Source organism: Pseudomonas sp. MWU12-2037, from assembly GCF_023242345.1.
Lineage (GTDB): Bacteria > Pseudomonadota > Gammaproteobacteria > Pseudomonadales > Pseudomonadaceae > Aquipseudomonas > Aquipseudomonas gingeri_D.
Map to the genome: position 1 here is coordinate 393,549 of NZ_JALLIZ010000004.1, position 18,136 is coordinate 411,684.

General features: G+C 63.9%; 12 protein-coding genes. 9 read left to right on the forward strand and 3 right to left on the reverse strand.

Annotation, left to right across the window (positions count from 1 at the left end; translation table 11 throughout):
• The first annotated feature begins 357 nt into the window (after positions 1–357).
• Positions 358–2,022 carry an electron transfer flavoprotein-ubiquinone oxidoreductase gene (locus tag M5B42_RS09855; protein WP_248745686.1) on the forward strand — a complete coding sequence of 555 codons (1,665 nt, stop codon included), beginning with the start codon at positions 358–360 and terminating at the stop codon, positions 2,020–2,022.
• A gap of 237 nt (positions 2,023–2,259) precedes the next feature.
• Here M5B42_RS09855 and nirD read toward each other — a convergent pair whose 3' ends face one another.
• The gene (gene nirD, locus M5B42_RS09860) at positions 2,260–2,631 is read right to left on the reverse strand and encodes a nitrite reductase small subunit NirD (protein ID WP_248745687.1); all 372 of its coding nucleotides are present in this window, start codon (positions 2,629–2,631) and stop codon (positions 2,260–2,262) included.
• On the reverse strand, positions 2,631–5,192 hold the full coding sequence (gene nirB / locus M5B42_RS09865; protein WP_248745688.1) for a nitrite reductase large subunit NirB: 2,562 nt from the start codon (positions 5,190–5,192) through the stop codon (positions 2,631–2,633). The genes nirD and nirB overlap by 1 nt, the downstream gene beginning before the upstream one ends.
• Before the next feature lie 493 nt (positions 5,193–5,685).
• Between nirB and M5B42_RS09870 the strand changes: the two genes are divergently transcribed.
• From M5B42_RS09870 to cobA, 7 genes are all read left to right on the forward strand, one after another.
• Positions 5,686–5,907, forward strand: a complete 222-nt coding sequence (locus tag M5B42_RS09870; protein ID WP_177100258.1) for a hypothetical protein — start codon at positions 5,686–5,688, stop codon at positions 5,905–5,907.
• Positions 5,908–5,918: 11 nt separating this feature from the next.
• Positions 5,919–10,037 (forward strand): sulfite reductase subunit alpha, encoded by a 4,119-nt coding sequence (locus tag M5B42_RS09875; RefSeq protein ID WP_248745733.1) that lies wholly within the window; start codon positions 5,919–5,921, stop codon positions 10,035–10,037.
• Between the two features lie 197 nt (positions 10,038–10,234).
• Positions 10,235–11,428, forward strand: coding sequence for a CmpA/NrtA family ABC transporter substrate-binding protein (locus M5B42_RS09880; protein WP_248745689.1), 1,194 nt, complete (start codon positions 10,235–10,237; stop codon positions 11,426–11,428).
• Between the two features lie 15 nt (positions 11,429–11,443).
• Positions 11,444–12,019, forward strand: a complete 576-nt coding sequence (locus tag M5B42_RS09885) for an ANTAR domain-containing protein (RefSeq protein WP_248745690.1) — start codon at positions 11,444–11,446, stop codon at positions 12,017–12,019.
• A gap of 346 nt (positions 12,020–12,365) precedes the next feature.
• The gene (locus tag M5B42_RS09890; RefSeq protein ID WP_152737098.1) at positions 12,366–13,577 is read left to right on the forward strand and encodes a nitrate/nitrite transporter; all 1,212 of its coding nucleotides are present in this window, start codon (positions 12,366–12,368) and stop codon (positions 13,575–13,577) included.
• Between the two features lie 9 nt (positions 13,578–13,586).
• Entirely contained in the window at positions 13,587–15,254 is a 1,668-nt protein-coding gene (locus M5B42_RS09895) for a bifunctional protein-serine/threonine kinase/phosphatase (protein ID WP_248745691.1), read from the forward strand.
• A gap of 26 nt (positions 15,255–15,280) precedes the next feature.
• On the forward strand, positions 15,281–16,039 hold the full coding sequence (gene cobA, locus M5B42_RS09900) for a uroporphyrinogen-III C-methyltransferase (protein ID WP_248745692.1): 759 nt from the start codon (positions 15,281–15,283) through the stop codon (positions 16,037–16,039).
• Here cobA and M5B42_RS09905 read toward each other — a convergent pair.
• On the reverse strand, positions 16,000–16,893 hold the full coding sequence (locus M5B42_RS09905) for an AraC family transcriptional regulator (protein WP_103499672.1): 894 nt from the start codon (positions 16,891–16,893) through the stop codon (positions 16,000–16,002). The genes cobA and M5B42_RS09905 overlap by 40 nt on opposite strands.
• Positions 16,894–17,072: 179 nt before the next feature.
• Between M5B42_RS09905 and M5B42_RS09910 the strand changes: the two genes are divergently transcribed.
• The gene (locus M5B42_RS09910; protein WP_103499676.1) at positions 17,073–18,125 is read left to right on the forward strand and encodes an NAD(P)-dependent alcohol dehydrogenase; all 1,053 of its coding nucleotides are present in this window, start codon (positions 17,073–17,075) and stop codon (positions 18,123–18,125) included.
• The last annotated feature ends 11 nt before the right edge of the window (positions 18,126–18,136 follow it).

An 18,136-nucleotide genomic window follows, 5' to 3' on the forward strand; every position in this document is an offset into this window, starting at 1 on the left:
CGCCAGAACGGCATGCCGCTGTACTTCCCACTGCCTTCGCCCTGTCTTTAGAGGGGCTCCTGAATCCTTGATTCAGCCTACGGCGAGCGCGAAACCGCCCGTATCTTGACCGGAACGCCCATTCCGGTCAATACGGCAAAATGGCCAGTCATAAGCCGCGCTTCTTTGATTTATCTAGCCTGCAGCGAATTCAAACAAACGTTTGTATTGGACGCTGGTAGTGGTGTAGATATAATGCGCCGCCTAGAGAGAAAGATGTCTCATCCGTGATCCTCCTCCCGACGTGGTGCAGGAATACTGGAGCGCGACACCAAACCTCCAATTAGAAAAATGTGAGCCTTGAGTAGGAGAGAGTCTGTGGAACGCGAATACATGGAATTCGACGTGGTCATCGTCGGTGCCGGCCCCGCAGGCCTGTCCGCCGCTTGCCGGCTGAAACAGAAAGCGGCCGAAGCGGGTCAGGAAATCAGCGTCTGCGTCGTGGAGAAAGGTTCCGAGGTCGGTGCCCATATCCTTTCCGGCGCGGTGTTCGAGCCACGGGCCCTGAACGAACTGTTCCCGGACTGGAAAGAGCTCGGCGCGCCGCTGAACACTCCCGTCAAGCGCGACGACATCTATGTCCTGCGCAGTCACGAGACCTCGACCAAGGTTCCCGACTTCTTTGTGCCCAAGACCATGCACAACGAAGGCAACTACATTATCTCCCTGGGCAACCTGTGCCGCTGGCTGGCCCAGCAGGCCGAGAACCTGGGCGTGGAAATCTACCCGGGCTTCGCCGCCCAGGAAGCGCTGTTCGACGAGAACGGCGTGGTTCGCGGAATCATCACCGGCGACCTCGGTGTCGACCGTGAAGGCCATCCGAAAGACGGCCTCTACACCCCCGGCATGGAACTGCGCGGCAAGTACACGCTGTTCGCCGAAGGCTGCCGTGGGCATATCGGCAAGCAGCTGATTTCGCGTTTCAAGCTCGACAGCGATGCCGATGCCCAGCACTACGGCATCGGCCTGAAGGAAATCTGGGAAATCGATCCGGCCAAGCATGAGCCAGGCCTGGTGGTGCACACCGCCGGTTGGCCGCTGGACATCATGAGCGCCGAGAACACCGGCGGCTCGTTCCTCTATCACCTGGAAAACAACCAGGTGGTGGTGGGTCTGATCGTCGACCTGTCCTACAGCAACACCTTCCTGTCGCCGTTCGACGAGTTCCAGCGCCTCAAGCATCACCCGGTGCTCAAGCAGTACCTGGAAGGCGGCAAGCGCATCAGCTACGGCGCCCGCGCCATCTGCAAGGGCGGCCTGAACTCGCTGCCGAAGATGGTCTTCAACGGCGGCGCGCTGATCGGTTGCGACCTCGGCACCCTGAACTTCGCCAAGATCAAGGGCAGCCATACCGCGATGAAGTCCGGCATGCTCGCCGCCGAAGCCGTGGCCGAGAAGCTGCTGGCCGGTGCCGAGGGTGGCGATGAGCTGCACGGCTACGTCGAGTCGTTCAAATCGAGCTGGCTGTACGAAGAATTGTTCGCCAGCCGCAACTTCGGCCCGGCGATGCACAAGTTCGGCCCGATCGTCGGCGCCGGTTTCAACTGGCTCGACCAGAATATCTTCGGCGGCAAACTGCCGTTCACCCTGCACGACACCAAGCCGGACTATGCCTGCCTGAAGCTGGCGAAGGACTCGACGAAAATCGATTATCCGAAACCGGACGGCAAGCTCAGCTTCGACAAGCTCAGCTCGGTGTTCATCTCGGGTACCAACCATGAAGAAGAGCAGCCCTGCCACCTGAAGCTGAAGGACCCGAGCATTCCGATCGGCAAGAACCTGCCGCTCTATGATGAGCCGGCACAGCGTTACTGCCCGGCCGGTGTGTATGAGGTGATCACCCAGGAAGACGGTGCCAAGCGCTTCCAGATCAACGCCCAGAACTGCGTGCACTGCAAGACCTGTGATATCAAGGACCCTTCGCAGAACATCACCTGGGTCACCCCGGAAGGCGCCGGCGGCCCGACTTATCCGAATATGTAAGTCCGCGGCACAACAGAAAGGCCCCTTCGGGGGCCTTTCTGCTTACTCAAGAACGATCTCAAGTCTGGCTGAAGTTTGTGCTATCCGCAGAGCTTGTAGCGTCCTCAAGGCCCTCTTCGCGGGCAAGCCCTGCTCCTACAATGTCGTGTCGTACACAACATCAGTGATCGACGTTTAACTGTAGGAGCAGGGCTTGCCCGCGAAGCTTTTAGCGCCCTCACGCTCTAGCGCTGTGCCTCAGTTCACCCCCACCTCCACCCGATCGCCATTCAAGCGCACCGGCCAGACCCGCAAGCGCTGCTCGGGGTACTCGACACACACGCCATCCGCCAAACGAAAGTGCTGTTTGTACAAGGGCGAGGCAATCACCAGCTCGCCCTTCAGCGTACCGACGATGCCACGGCCGATCACATTGGCCCCCGATTTCGGATCACGGTTATCGATGGCAAAGACCTGCTCGCCAGCGCCGATAGCCGGCAGATGGAACAGTGCCACCTGGGCGCCGTCAAGCCAGGCGACCACTCCGGAATCAGCCACCAAATCGGCGCGATTACACAGGGTTTTCCATTCCACAGCATTCTGCGGACGTTCCAGGGTCGTGGCATTCATCAGTTCAACTCCTCGGCGACAGGGATCAGTTGCAGTTCATCGGCTCGGGCCGGACGACGCTGGCCGCGCTCCTCGACGAAACGGATGGCGGGATCGCCGCCGGTGTCATTGACGAAGGTGCGGAAGCGCTTGAGCTTCTCCGGGTCCCGCAGGGCGTTGGCCCATTCACACTGGTAACGATCGATCAGCAGATTCATCTGCGCCTCCAACTCGTCGGCCAGGCCCAGGCTGTCATCGATGATCACCGCCTTGAGATAGTCGAGGCCACCTTCCAGGCTTTCACGCCACACCGAGGTGCGCTGCAGGCGGTCGGCGGTGCGGATGTAGAACATCAGGAAGCGGTCGATGTAGCGGATCAAGGTCGCGTCATCGAGATCGGTGGCGAACAGCTCGGCATGCCGCGGACGCATGCCGCCATTGCCGGCGACATAAAGGTTCCACCCCTTGTCGGTGGCGATCACGCCGATGTCCTTGCTCTGGGCCTCGGCGCATTCGCGGGTGCAGCCGGAAACCGCGAGCTTGAACTTGTGCGGCGCACGCACGCCCTTGTAGCGGTTCTCCAGCAGCAGGGCCATGGCGACGCTGTCCTGCACGCCATAACGACACCAGGTGCTGCCGACGCAGGACTTCACCGTGCGCAGCGATTTGCCGTAGCCGTGACCGGTCTCGAATCCGGCATCCACAAGCTCGCCCCAGATCTGCGGCAATTCGTGCAACTGGGCGCCGAACAGGTCGATCCGCTGGCCGCCGGTGATCTTGGTGTACAGGTCGTATTTCTTCGCCACCGCGCCGAGGGCGATCAGTTTGTCCGGGGTGATCTCGCCGCCGGCGATACGCGGGATGATCGAATAGGTACCGTTCTTCTGCATGTTGGCCATGAAGGTGTCATTGGTATCCTGCAACGGCACCAACGCCGGGTCCATGATCGGCTGGTTCCAGCACGAGGCAAGGATCGAACCCACCGCCGGCTTGCAGATATCGCAACCGACATGGCCTTTGCCGTGACGGGCCAGCAACGCGTCGAAGGACTCGATGCGCTCGACCCGGACAATCGCGTACAGCTCCTGGCGGGTATGGGCGAAATGCTCGCACAGGCTCTTGTCCACCGTGACACCACGGGCGCTCAACTCGTGCTCGAAGACTTGCTTGAGCAGCGCGGCACAACCGCCGCAACCGGTGGCGGCGCGGGTGCAGGCCTTGAGTTCGGAGAGCTCGCTGCAACCGCCGTCGATGGCCGAACAGATCGCCCCTTTACTGACGTTATGGCAGGAACACACGGTGGCGGTCGCGGGCAAGGCATCCACGCCCAGGGCCGGTGCCGCCTCGCCCAGCGGCAGGATCAGCCCGGCCGGGTCGGCGGGCAGGTCGATACCGTTGCTGACGTACTGCAGCAGGGTGTCGTAATAGCTGTTGTCACCGACCAGCACCGCACCCAAGGCGCGTTTGCCATCGGCGGACACCACCAGGCGCCGGTAGCTGGCACTGGCTTCATCGATAAAGCGGTAGCTGCGTGAACCTGGCGTGGCGCCATGGGCATCGCCAATGGAGCCGACATCGACGCCGAGCAACTTGAGCTTGGTCGACATATCCGCGCCCATAAACGGCTCGCTGTCTTCACCGCAGAGTTGCGTGGCGACCGCGCGGGCCATCTGGTAGCCCGGAGCGACCAGACCGAAGATGCCGCCGTTCCAGGCCGCGCATTCACCGATGGCGTAGATGTCCGGATCGCTGCTGACGCACTGGCTGTCGATGGCCACGCCACCACGTGGACCAAGTTCCAGACCAGACTGTTTGGCCAGGGCGTCCTGCGGACGGATACCGGCGGAAAACACAATCAGATCGGCCTCGAGGAAATCCTCGCCGGCGAAGTTCATCCGGTAGCGGTATTCACTGCCGGTGCTGATCGACTGGGTACCACGGGACAGGTGCACACTGACCCCCAGCGCCTCGATCCGGTCCTTGAGCGCCTGACCGCCCTGCTCATCCAGCTGGACCGGCATCAGCCGTGGCGCGAACTCCACCACATGGGCTTCGAGACCCAGGGACTTCAGGGCATTGGCCGCTTCCAGGCCCAACAGGCCACCACCGACCACCACGCCACGCCGGGCATTTTTAGACGCGTCGCGGATGCGGTCGAGATCACCCAGGGTCCGGTAGACCAGCCGCGAGTCGCCCTCGGCGCCTTCAATCGGCGGAACGAAGGGAAAGGAACCGGTCGCCAGCACCAGCTTGTCATAGGCCACACGGCCGCCGGCGGTGATCACCTCGCGACGTTCGCGATCAATCTCCAGCACCGCGCGGCCCAGGTGCAAGGTGACACCCGGGGTCTGGTACAGCGCGATATCGCCGAGAGCCAGGGCTTGAGCATCGCGACCGCTGAAGTATTCGGACAAATGCACGCGATCATAGGCGCGCTGCGGTTCTTCACTGAATACATGAATCCGATACTGCGCCAGGGCACCGCGCTCGACCAGTTGCTCGACGCAGTGATGACCCACCATGCCGTTGCCGATCACCAACAGAGAGGGCCGGTTGTTCGAGGTCGCTGAATAGCTGTTCATAGGAAGCATCCGTCAAAGCCAATCCGGTTTTTCGAAGGCAAAAAAAAGCGCCCGGAACCAAAAGGTTCCAGGCGCCTTTGCCTGTTCGTGCTGCCGGCCCGTGGGCCCGACGCAGTCATGTTTACCCGGGCCGGTTGCGGCCAAACGATCGCCGTTGATCGACGGGGCATCCCACTCGCGCCATCGCGGTGAGGTGCAAGGGGCTATGCATCGCTTGTGCCAAGGCCCCAAAACAAAGGCCTGACACGCCCCTTGCAGGAGCAGGGCTTGCCCGCGGAGGGGCCCGCCAGACCGCAGAAGCTTCGCGGGCAAGCCCTGCTCCTACAGTTGCGCGGTGTTTTCAATAGCCCATTTCCTTAGCTGACTGACGTTGGGAAAAGTTCAAGCCCAACCAGGCAACAAAGCGCCAAAACAGTGCAACAAGACTCGACTCGCCCCATCAGGACGCCGATTTTCATCTCCCGGAGTTGCGCCAGCGCACAGGCCTCACCCCATGTCAGCCTTATCCAACGCACCCTGTCGACCACCACCGAAGCAGTTGGCGCGCGCATTGCTACAGCCTGACCAGGCCATCAACGTCGATGGCTGTGTATTTCACTCTTCAGGCAACATTCACGACAAAGGCGCCGTGCCGCTCCCGTTGAAAAACGTGGAGCAGCAGGCGCTTTTTTCGTTTCTGCCGGACCCGGTTTCCAACCCCGAGGACGCACCATGACCGATACCCACCTGGCCAGCAACACCGTGCGCAGCGTCTGTCCGTATTGCGGAGTGGGTTGCGGCATCGTCATGCAGGTCGAGAACAACCTGATCGTCAAGGTCTCGGGTGACAAACAACACCCGAGCAACTTCGGTCGCCTGTGCACCAAGGGCAGCACCTGCGGCCAGGCGGTGGCCAATTCCGGACGCATGGAGCACGCTTTCCTGCGTTCGCAACGCAGCCGCGACCCGGCGCGCGTCGGTATCGACCAGGCCATCAGCGCCACCGCCCAACGCCTGCGGGACATTATCGACAGCCATGGCCCGGACGCCGTGGCGCTCTATGTGTCCGGGCAGATGTCCCTGGAAGCCCAGTACCTGGCCAATAAACTGACCAAGGGCTTTATCCGCAGCCGCCATATCGAATCCAACTCGCGCCTGTGCATGGCCAGTGCTGGCAGTGGCTACAAACTGTCCCTGGGGGCCGACGGCCCGCCGGGCTCCTATGAGGATTTCGAGCACAGCGAGCTGTTCCTGGTGATCGGCGCGAATATGGCCGACTGTCACCCGATCCTGTTTCTGCGCCTGCTCGACCGGGTCAAGGCCGGGGCCAGGCTGATCGTCGTCGATCCGCGGCGCACCGGCACCGCCGACAAGGCCGACCTGTTCCTGCAGATCAAACCGGGCACCGACCTCGCCCTGCTCAACGGCCTGCTGCACCTGCTGGTGAAAAACGGCCACGACGACCGCGACTTTATCGCCGCCTTCACCGAAGGCTGGGAAGTCATGCCCGACTTCCTCGAAGACTACCCACCGGCCCGGGTGGCCGAGTTGACCGGCCTGGCCGAGGCCGACCTGCACCAGGCCGCGCAGTGGATCGGCCAGGCGGCCAACTGGATGAGCTGCTGGACCATGGGCCTCAACCAGAGCGTGCAAGGCACCTGGCACACCAACGCGCTGTGCAACCTGCACCTGGCCACCGGCACCCTCTGCCGCCCTGGCAGCGGGCCGTTTTCCCTGACCGGGCAACCCAACGCCATGGGCGGTCGCGAGATGGGCTATATGGGCCCCGGCCTGCCGGGTCAGCGCTCGGCGCTGGTGGCTGATGACCGTGCCTTTATCGAGCAGCTTTGGCAACTGGCTCCCGGCAGCCTGCGGGCCGAAGCCGGCGAAGGCACGGTGGCCATGTTCGAGGCCTTGCGCGCCGGCAGCATCAAGGCCTGCTGGATTATCTGCTCCAACCCGGTGGCGAGCGTGCCCAACCGGCAGAACGTTATCGAGGCACTGCAAACCGCCGAACTGGTGATCAGCCAGGACGCCTACCTGGATACCGAAACCAACCGCTACGCCGATATCCTCCTGCCCGGCGCCCTGTGGGCCGAAGCGCAAGGCGTGATGATCAACTCCGAACGCAATCTGACCCTGATGCAACAAGCCGTGCAGCCACCCGGTGAAACCCTCCCCGACTGGCAGATCATCGCCCGCGTGGCCTGTGAAATGGGTTATGCCGAGGCCTTTACCTATGACAGCGCCGAGGCGGTGTTCGAGGAAATCAAACAGGCCTGGAACCCCAAGACCGGCTATGACCTGCGCGGCGCCAGTTATGCCCGCCTGCGCGAGCAACCGCTGCAATGGCCGTGTGCCGAGGCCCGGGGGCCCACGCGCAATCCGATCCGCTATCTCAACAACGGCCTCAGCCAGGCGCTGAAATACGACCAGGACGGCCAGCAACCGGCAATCGCCTTCCCGACCGAAAGCGGCAAGGCGCAGTTCTTTGCCCGGCCGCACCTGATGCCAGCGGAAATGCCCGATGAGGAATTCCCCCTGGTGCTCAATACCGGGCGGGTGCAGCACCAATGGCACACCCTGACCAAGACCGGCAAGGTGGCGACCCTGAACAAACTCAACCCCGGCCCCTTCGTGGAAATTCATCCCGAGGATGCCGCACGCCAGGGCATCAAGGAACGCGACCCGGTGCAAATCCGTTCGCGGCGGGGCCGTGCGGTACTCCCGGCAGTGATCACCGAGCGGGTTCGGCCGGGCAACTGTTTTGCACCCTTTCACTGGAACGATGTGTTCGGCGACAACCTGGCGATCAATACCGTGACCAGCGATGCCATCGACCCAGTGTCGTTGCAGCCGGCCTTCAAGTTCTGTGCGGTCAACCTGCTGGCCCTGGTTCCAGAACCCACCCGCCTTGTCCCCGAACTCGCGCTGACCGACGCCTCGGCTGCCGCCCCGGAGAATGTTTCCCCCATGCAGATCAACGCTTTCGCCCGCCTGCTCAACCTCGATATTCCGGCAGAGCTGAGCCTGGCCGCCGACGAACACTTGTATATGCAGGGTTACCTGCTGGGCCTGCGCAGTGCCGAGGCCAAGGCGCCGGGCGTGCCCACCCTGCCCGCCAGCGCGCCTTTTGGCGCCGACAAACGCCTGCTGCTCAATGGCCTGCTTGCCGGGCTGTTTTCCCGTACGGCGAGCACCGCGCTGGAACCACGGGCCGCCGCCGACCTCCAGGCCCCCACCGCTGAATGGCTAGTGCTCTGGGCCTCACAAACCGGCAACAGCGAAGAACTGGCCCAGGCCTGCGCCAAGCGCCTGGACAGCGCCGGCCAACGGACCCGCCTGCGGGCCATGGACGAGGCCGGCCTTGACGACCTGCGCGCCGCCAGCAGCGTATTGCTGGTCACCAGCACCTTTGGCGACGGCGACCCGCCGGACAATGCCGCAGGTTTCTGGCAGGCCCTGCAAGGTGCCGAGGGCCAAGCCCTGGCGCAAAGCCGCTACAGCGTGCTGGCCCTGGGCGACACCAACTACGACCAGTTTTGCGGCTTCGGCCGCAAGCTCGACGAGCGCCTGAGCGAACTCGGCGCCGAACGCCTGCTGCCGCGCCTGGAGTGCGAGCAGGATGCCCAGCAAGCCGTCGAACCCTGGCTCACAACCCTGTGCACGGCGCTCAGCGGCCCGTCCGCGCCCCCGACCATAGTCGCCAACGCTGTCACACAACCCGCCCTGACCGACATCGCCAGCCCCTACAGCCGCCATCACCCCTTGCACGCCCGCCTCCTGCACAACCAGGTGCTCAATGCCCCCGGCGCGGAAAAGGAAACCCGCCATCTGGTGTTCGACCTCGGCGACCAGGACTTTCCCTACCAGGCCGGCGATGCCCTCGGCGTCTGGCCGAGCAATTGTCCGGAGTCGGTCGACAAGCTGCTGGATATCCTGCAACTGGACGGCGACAGCGGGGTCACGCTCAAGGACAAGGCGCCGATGACATTGCGCAAAGCCCTGCTCGATCACCTGGATATCACCCGGATCACCCCGGAGATTTTGCGCCGGGTCTGCGGGCTCTGCCCCAGTCCCTGGCTGGACGAATTGCAGGAGGAAGCCAACCAGGCCCGGCTCAAGGATTGGCTCTGGGGCCGGCAACTACTGGACCTGCTGCACGAATTCCCCATCAGCCTCGGCGCCAGCCAGTTGCTCAGCCTGCTCAAGCCCTTGCAGCCACGGCTGTATTCGATCTCCTCCAGTGCGAAAGTCACCCCGGCGCAAGTGCACCTGACGGTTTCCACCGTGCGCTACCGGCATCGCGAACAGATCCGTGGCGGGGTCTGTTCGAGCTTTCTCGCCGATCGCGCCACCAGCACCGGCGTGCGCTTGTTTATCCAGCGCACCACGCACTTCCGGGTCCCGCAAGATCCGCGCACGCCGATGATCATGATCGGCCCCGGCACCGGCATCGCGCCGTTTCGCGCCTTCCTGCAGGAACGCCAGGCCCAGGGCGCCGAGGGCAGGAACTGGCTGTTTTTCGGCGAACAACGCGCCGCCAGCGACTTCTACTACCGCGAGGAACTGGAGGCCTGGCTGCGCAGCGGTCACCTGAGCCGCCTGGACACCGCCTTCTCCCGTGACCAGACTGAAAAGATCTACGTGCAGCAGCGCATGCTCGAAGCCGGCGCGCAGCTCTGGAGCTGGCTGGAGCAAGGGGCCAGCGTCTATGTCTGTGGCGATGCCAGCCGCATGGCCAAGGATGTCGATGCCGCGCTGAAGAAAATCGTCCAGGTCCACGGCCGGATGAGCGCTGGTGCGGCGGGACTGTATGTCAGTGCCATGAGCAAGGATCGACGCTATCTGCGTGATGTCTATTGAGTGAGCGGAATATTCAATACACCGCAAAACTGTAAGAGCAGGGCTTGCCTGCGAAGCTTCTGGCGGTCTCGCGGGCCCTTTCGCTGGCAAGCCATGCTCCTACAAGGGAGCGTGTTCGGCCTTGACCGACGGCTATCGGCATAACTATTGCTCCGCCTTGTGACAGGCGTCAGCCCCACAGCTTCAGGAATCACCGCATGCACAACGATTTAGCAAGGTCACCATTGGCCTGGGTAGCGGGCAGCGATGCCCCGGAAAAGAACGTGCTCAACCTCGGCTATATGCCCTTGAGCGACAGCGCCTCCCTGGTGGTCGCGGCCACCCAGGGCTTCGCCCAGCCCTATGGCCTGACGCTGAATCTGCAGCGCCAGAACTCCTGGGCCGGCCTGAGCAACAAGCTGGTCAGCGGCGAACTGGATGCCGCCCATGGCCTGTACGGCATGATCTACGCCATCCAACTGGGCATCAGCGGCACACCGGCCACCGACATGGCGGTGCTGATGGGCCTGAACCAGAACGGCCAGAGCATCAACCTCTCGCAACCGCTCAAGAACGCCGGCGTCACCAGCGCCCAGGCCCTGCAACAGCGTGCCCGCAACGGCCAGGCCAAACTGACCTTCGCCCAGACCTACCCCACCGGCACCCACGCCATGTGGTTGTATTACTGGCTGGCCAGCCAGGGCATCCACCCGCTGGAAGACGTCAACAGTGTGGTGGTACCGCCACCGCAAATGCTCGAACACCTGCAAGCCGGACGCATCGACGGCTTCTGTGTCGGCGAACCCTGGGCCGCCCATGCCATCGAGCAGGGCCAGGGCTTTACCCTGACCACCAGCCAGGCGATCTGGCCGGACCATCCGGAAAAGGTCCTGGCCTGCACCCGCGCCTTCGTCGAGGAATACCCCAACACCGCGCAAGCCCTGGTGATGGCGATCCTGGAAGCCAGCCGTTTTATCGAAGAGAGCCAGGAAAACCTGCGCAGCACCGCGCAATTGCTCAGCGGCAGCGACTACCTCGACGCGCCCCTGGCGAGCATCGAGCCACGTCTGCTCGGTCGCTACGACGACGGCCTCGGCCGGCACTGGCAAGATCCCCATGCCCTGACCTTCCATGACCGTGGCGCGGCCAACTACCCGTACCTCTCCGACGGCATGTGGTTCATGACCCAGTTCCGCCGCTGGGGCCTGCTGCGCGAGGCGCCGGATTACCTGGGCGTGGCCAGCCAGGTCCAGCAACTCGACCTTTACAGCCGCGCCGCGAACGCCCTGGACATTCCCATGCCCGGCACCCCGATGCGCAGCAGCCGACTGCTCGACGGCCAGGTCTGGGACGGTTCCGACCCCGAGGCCTACGCCCGTGGTTTTGCCCTGCATGCCCTCAATGATCACTGACAGGAGCTGGCCGTCATGCTGAAAATCCTGCTGATCAACGACACCTCGAAAAAGCTCGGGCGCCTGCGCACGGCCTTGAGCGAAGCCGGTTTCGAGGTGGTCGACGAATCCGGCCTGACCATAGACCTGCCCGCGCGGGTCGAGGCGGTGCGCCCGGATGTGCTGCTGATCGACACCGACTCCCCCAGCCGTGACGTGCTCGAACAGGTGGTGCTGCTGAGCCGCGATCAACCGCGACCGATCGTCATGTTTACCGACGAACACGACCCCGCCGTGATGCGCCAGGCGATCAAGGCCGGGGTCAGCGCCTATATCGTCGAAGGCATCCAGTCCCAGCGCCTGCAGCCGATCATGGACGTGGCCATGGCCCGCTTCGAAAGCGACCAGCACATGCGCGCGCAGTTGCAGGCCCGCGACCAGCAGATCGCTGAGCGCAAGCGCATCGAGATGGCCAAGGGGCTGCTGATGAAGATGAAGGGCTGCGACGAGGCCGCCGCCCATACCCTGATGCGCCGCCAGGCCATGAGCAAACAGCAGAAGCTGATCCAGGTCGCCGAGCAGGTGATCGCCATGAGCGAACTGCTCGAGTGATATGCACCGCAACGCAGCACAGCCGCATCAACGGGCTGCGTTGTGGGGCACGGACTTTTTCCCCTCGACTCGCCCCCACGCCACGGGCAACGCCCTGCAAAGGCCGCGCTTGAGCGCTGAATGAACTCAAACTGAAAGCTGGCACATATAGTGCTCAGGCAATACCCGGTAGCCAACGGCGGCTGCCCCACTCCGACAAAGACGTCGCAATCCCCTTCGTGCAAACGAACCGGGATGCGGCGTTTTTGCGTTTTTAGCGTCGGTAAACGGGGGCAGGCGGCCGGTGAACATCACCCGTGCGCAGGTTCCGAGCCTTCGTTGAACCCTTTGGCAGATGAGGTGTTAGATGCACAACAGTTTCTGGAAAGCCGGCCATACACCGACCCTGTTCGCGGCGTTTCTGTATTTCGACCTGAGCTTCATGGTCTGGTACCTGCTGGGGCCACTGGCGGTGCAGATCGCCACCGACCTGCAATTGACCACCCAACAGCGTGGCTTCATGGTGGCCACGCCGATCCTGGCCGGTGCCATCCTGCGCTTTATCATGGGCATGCTCGCCGACCAGCTGTCACCGAAAACCGCCGGCATCATCGGCCAGGTGATTGTCATCGTGGCCCTGCTGGCGGCCTGGCAACTGGGCGTGCACAGCTATGAACAAACCCTGCTGCTGGGTGTGTGCCTGGGCATGGCCGGGGCCTCCTTCGCCGTCGCCCTGCCCCTGGCGTCGCAGTGGTATCCGCCGCAGCACCAGGGCAAGGCCATGGGCATCGCCGGCGCCGGCAACTCGGGCACCGTGATCGCCGCCCTGGCGGCACCGCTGCTGGCCGCCGCCTTCGGTTGGGTCAACGTGTTCGGCCTGGCCCTGATTCCCCTGGTGTTGACCCTGGTACTGTTCAGCCTGATGGCGCGCAACGCGCCCAACCGCGCCAAGGCCAAATCCATGGCCGACTACCTGAACGCCCTCGGCGACCGTGACAGCTGGTGGTTCATGTTTTTCTACAGCGTCACCTTCGGCGGTTTTATCGGCCTGGCCAGCGCCCTGCCCGGTTACTTCCATGACCAGTACGGCCTCAACCCGCAAACCGCCGGTTATTACACCGCCGCCTGCGTGTTCGCCGGCAGCCTGATGCGTCCGTTGGGCGGCGCCCTGGCGGATCGTTTCGGCGGGATTCGGGCCCTGCTCGGCACCTACGCCATCGCCACCCTGTGCATCGGCGTGGTGGGCTTCCACCTGTCCAGCTCGGTGGCGGCCCTGGCGCTGTTCGTCATTGCCATGCTCGGCCTCGGCGCGGGCAACGGTGCAGTGTTCCAACTGGTGCCGCAGCGCTTTACCAGGGAAATCGGCGTGATGACCGGCCTGGTCGGCATGGCCGGCGGTATCGGCGGTTTTCTGCTCACGGCAGGGCTGGGAGCGATCAAGCAGAGTACCGGTGACTACCAGCTCGCCCTGTGGTTGTTCGCCAGCCTGGGGCTGATCGCCTGGTTCGGCCTGTACGGGGTCAAGCGCCGCTGGAGAACCACCTGGGGTTCGGCGGCCTTTTCCGCCGCCCGGGTCTGAGCCAGGACCATGGGTCTGCAACTCAGCTACGCCGAGGCCAGCGCCAGCGGCCCCCGGGAGCAGAACCAGGATGCGACGCGCCTGGTGATCCCGGTAGCCGCCCTGGCCGCCAGCAAGGGTTATCTGTTCGCCCTGGCCGACGGTGTCAGCCAGTGCGCCGACGGCGGCCTGGCCGCGCGCTCGACCTTGCAGGCCCTGGCGCTGGATTATTACGCCACGCCGCCGACCTGGGGCGTGTCGCAAGCCCTGGACCGGCTGCTGCTGGCGCAGAATCGCTGGCTGCATGCCCATGGCGGGCAGTCACCGCTGTTGACCACCCTCAGTGCGCTGGTGCTGCGCGGCCGTTCATTCACCCTCGCGCATATCGGTGATTGCCGGGTCTATCGCTGGTTTGCCGGACAGTTGCAGCGCATCAGCGAAGATCACGTCTGGGACCAGGCCGGCATGCAGCATGTGCTGAAACGGGCGCTGGGCCTGGAACAGCATCTGGTGGTCGACTACCTGGAAGGCGAGCTGCGCCAGGACGAACAGTTCCTGATCCTCAGTGACGGGGTCTGGGCCACCCTCAGCGACGCCTCGATCATCGATATCCTGCAACGTGACCTGCCGCTGGACCAGGCAACTCTGGCCCTGGTCGAGGCCGCGCATCGGTCCGGCAGCCAGGACAATGCCAGTGCCGTACTGGTGCGCATCGATGAACTGGCCGACACCGATCTCGACGATCTGCTCGGGCAAGCCGAGCAATGGCCGCTGCCTCCGACACTGAAACCGGGGCAGTGGTTCGAGGGCTGGCAGGTCGAGGGCCTGTTGAAACAGAGCCGCCAGTCGCTGCTGTACCGGGTCCACGATGCACAGCAGCAACCCTGGCTGCTGAAGACCCTGCCAGTGCAACGCCAGGACGACACGGCCGCGCTCCAGAGCCTGCTGCTGGAGGAATGGTTCCTGCGGCGCATGACGGGCCGCCACTTCCCCGAAGTGCATCCCGCCGAGCAGCGTCAACACCTGTATTACCTGATGCGCGAATACCCGGGGATAACTCTCGCCGAACACTTCGACGCCCACGGCCAACTGGGTCTCAACCAGGGGCTGGAGTTGGCGTTACGACTGCTGCGGGCAGTGGGCCTGCTACACCGGCGCAATCTCCTGCACCGTGATATCAAGCCGGAAAACCTGTTGCTGGGGACCGACGGCGAGCTGCGGGTGCTGGACTTCGGACTGGCCTACTGCCCCGGCCTGAACCGCCAGCGCGATGCCGAGTTGCCCGGCACGCCCAGCTATATCGCCCCGGAAGCCTACGGCGGTGCGCCACCGAGTGCGGCGCAGGATCTGTATAGCGTCGGCGTCAGCCTGTATTACCTGCTGACCGGGCACTATCCCTATGGCGAAATCGAAGCTTTCCAACGCCCAAGGTTCGGCTCGCCGGTGCCGGCCAGTCGTTATCGTCCGGACCTGCCCGACTGGCTCGAACACAGCCTCGGCAAAGCCCTGGCCAGCGACCCGGCCCAGCGCTACGAAACCGCCGAAGAATGGCTGCTGGCATTGCAACAGGCCGAACACTTGCCGGCACCGCGCCCCCGTCCATTGCTGGAGCGCGAGCCAATCAAGGTCTGGCGCGCCCTGGCCCTTGGCTCCCTGCTGTTGAATCTGATCCTGCTGGCCTGGCGACTGCACGGCTGAAGCGAACCTCTCCTGGAGAACTGAATATGCATGGCAAAGTCTGGTTGGTGGGCGCCGGCCCCGGTGACCCGGAGCTCTTGACCCTCAAGGCGGCGCGCGTCCTGCGGGGCGCCCAGGTGGTGATGGTCGATGACCTGGTCAATCGCGCCGTGCTCGAACATTGCCCCGACGCCCGGGTGATTGCCGTGGGCAAGCGCGGCGGCTGCCGCTCGACGCCGCAGGCCTTTATCCATCGGCTAATGCTGCGTTACGCCCGCCAGGGCAAATCGGTGGTCCGCCTCAAGGGCGGCGACCCGTGCATCTTCGGCCGCGCCAGTGAAGAAGCCGACTGGCTGCAAGCCCGCGGGATCGAGGTCGAAGTGGTCAATGGCATCACCGCCGGCCTGGCCGGCGCCACCCACTTCGGCATCCCGCTGACCTTGCGCGGCGTGGCCCGCGGCGTGAGTTTCGTCACCGCCCACACCCAGGACGACAGCCCACTGGACTGGACCGCCCTGGCGCAAAGCGGCACAACATTGGTGGTGTATATGGGCGTGGCCAAGCTGGCGGAAATACGCGGCAGCCTGATCGCCGCCGGACTCGCCAGCCGCACCCCGGTGGCACTGATCGAAAACGCCTCGCTGCCCCTGCAACGGGAGTGCCGCAGCGACCTGGCGCATATGCACGAGGATGCCCTGGCGTTCGAACTCAAGAGCCCGGCGATCCTGGTGATCGGCGAGGTGGCGGCCTGCGCGTCAAGCCAGGTTCAAGCCGCCCGCTCGTCCCCGGGGCTGCGTTCGAAGTAGCGTTTGTACTCGCGACTGAACTGCGAGGAGCTCTGATACCCGACCCGATGGGCGACCTGCGCCACACCGAGGCCGTCGGCCAGCAACAATTGTTGTGCCTTGAGCAGGCGCAGGCGCTTGAGGTATTGCACCGGCGACAGCAGGGTGACGCGCTTGAAATGCTCGTGAAAGGTCGACAGGCTCATGTTCGCGCAACTGGCCAGGGTCTCGACATTCAAGGGCTCGGTGTAATGGGCATGCAAAAGCCCCAGGGACGCCGCGATCCGGGAAAAATGCCCCTGCTGCTCCACCAGCGCACGCAACACTTCCGACTGCGGCCCGCGCAAGGCGGCGAACAACAACTCGCGCACCCGCGCCTCACCCATGACACGACACTCCAGCGGGTCCCGCAGGCAACGCAGCAAGCGTTCGACGCAACCGCGCATGCTGTCATCCAGCACCACCGAGGCCATGGATTCCGGGGTCTGGGCCGCCGCCGGGCTGTCATGGTTGAAACCCATGGCCAAGACCAGCTCCCCCAGCACCGCCCGGTCGATAGCAACGGAAATCCCCAGCAGGGGTGCGCCATCACTGCCGGCAAAGGTCTCGCACTCGAAGGGCACCGAAAGGGCCTGGATCAGATAGTGTCCGGCGCCATACTCCAGGGTCCGCACCCCCAGGTAGGCCAGCTTGCTGCCCTGGACAATGATCATCAGGCTCGGCTCGTAGATCTGCGGACCACGGGCCACATCACAGCCGACGCGCAACACCTGCACGCCCGGCAACAGGGTCGGGACGAAGCCGTCACGGGTGGCCAGGGGCTCGATCAGCGCAACCAGGGGGGCATTGGCGTCCAGATGACGGGTCAGCTGCATGGCAAAAACTTCACGGAAAAAGGGATGGGAACATCTTCGCAGGTCCGGGGACACAGGCGAATGGCGAAATCGCGATACCGGAGGAATAGGCAAGACACGCGGAGGAATCGCCATGGCCGTGTCCAGCTTCGACGCCGACAATGCATCGCCTCAACCGTCACAGCTTTGCGAGGCTCCTCATGTACACCGCCATCGGTTATGCCGCCCAGTCGCCAACCACGCCCCTCGCCCCCATGTCCTTCCAGCGTCGCTCGCCGCGACCTGACGATGTCGCCATCGAGATCCTCTACTGCGGCGTCTGTCACTCCGATATCCACCAGGCCCGCAACGAGTGGGGCATTGCCGTCTACCCGTTGATGCCCGGCCATGAAATCGTCGGCAAGGTCACCGCCGTCGGCGCCAACGTTACCCGGCACAAGGTCGGCGACCTGGTGGGCGTCGGCTGCATGGTCGACTCCTGCCGTCATTGCGAAGCCTGCTCCGCCGATCTGGAGCAATACTGCCTGGAAGGCCCGACCATGACCTACGCCACCCCGGATCGGGTCGATGGCAGCAACACCATGGGCGGTTACTCCGACAGCATCGTGGTCAGCGAACACTTCGTCGTGCGCATTCCGGAAAAACTCGACCTGGCCAGCGCCGCACCGATTCTCTGCGCCGGCATCACCACCTACTCGCCGCTCAAGCACTATGGCGTCAAGCCGGGGGACAAGGTCGGGATTCTCGGCATGGGCGGCCTGGGCCATATGGGCATCAAGTTCGCCAAGGCCATGGGCGCTGAAGTCACCCTGTTCACCCGTTCGGCGAGCAAGGCCGAGGAAGGTCGTCGCCAGGGCGCCGACCATGTGATCGTGTCCACCGATGCCGGGCAGATGGCCGCCGCCGCGGGCCGCTTCAACTTCCTGCTCGATACCATCCCGGTGCAGCACGACCTCAACCCCTACCTCGACACCCTGGCCTTCGACGGCGTGCATATCCTGGTGGGCCTGATCGAGCCGGTGGACCCGGCACTGCATGCCGCCAAGCTGGTGCTCAAGCGCCGGGTACTGGCCGGCTCGTTGATCGGCGGCATTGCCGAAACCCAGGAAGTCCTGGATTTCTGCGCCGAGCACGGCATCACCTGCGACATCGAGATGCTCGATATCCGCCAGATCAACGAGGCCTACAGCCGCATGATCGCCGGTGACGTGAAATACCGCTTCGTGATCGACATGGCGACCCTCAAGGCCTGATCAAGGCTGCG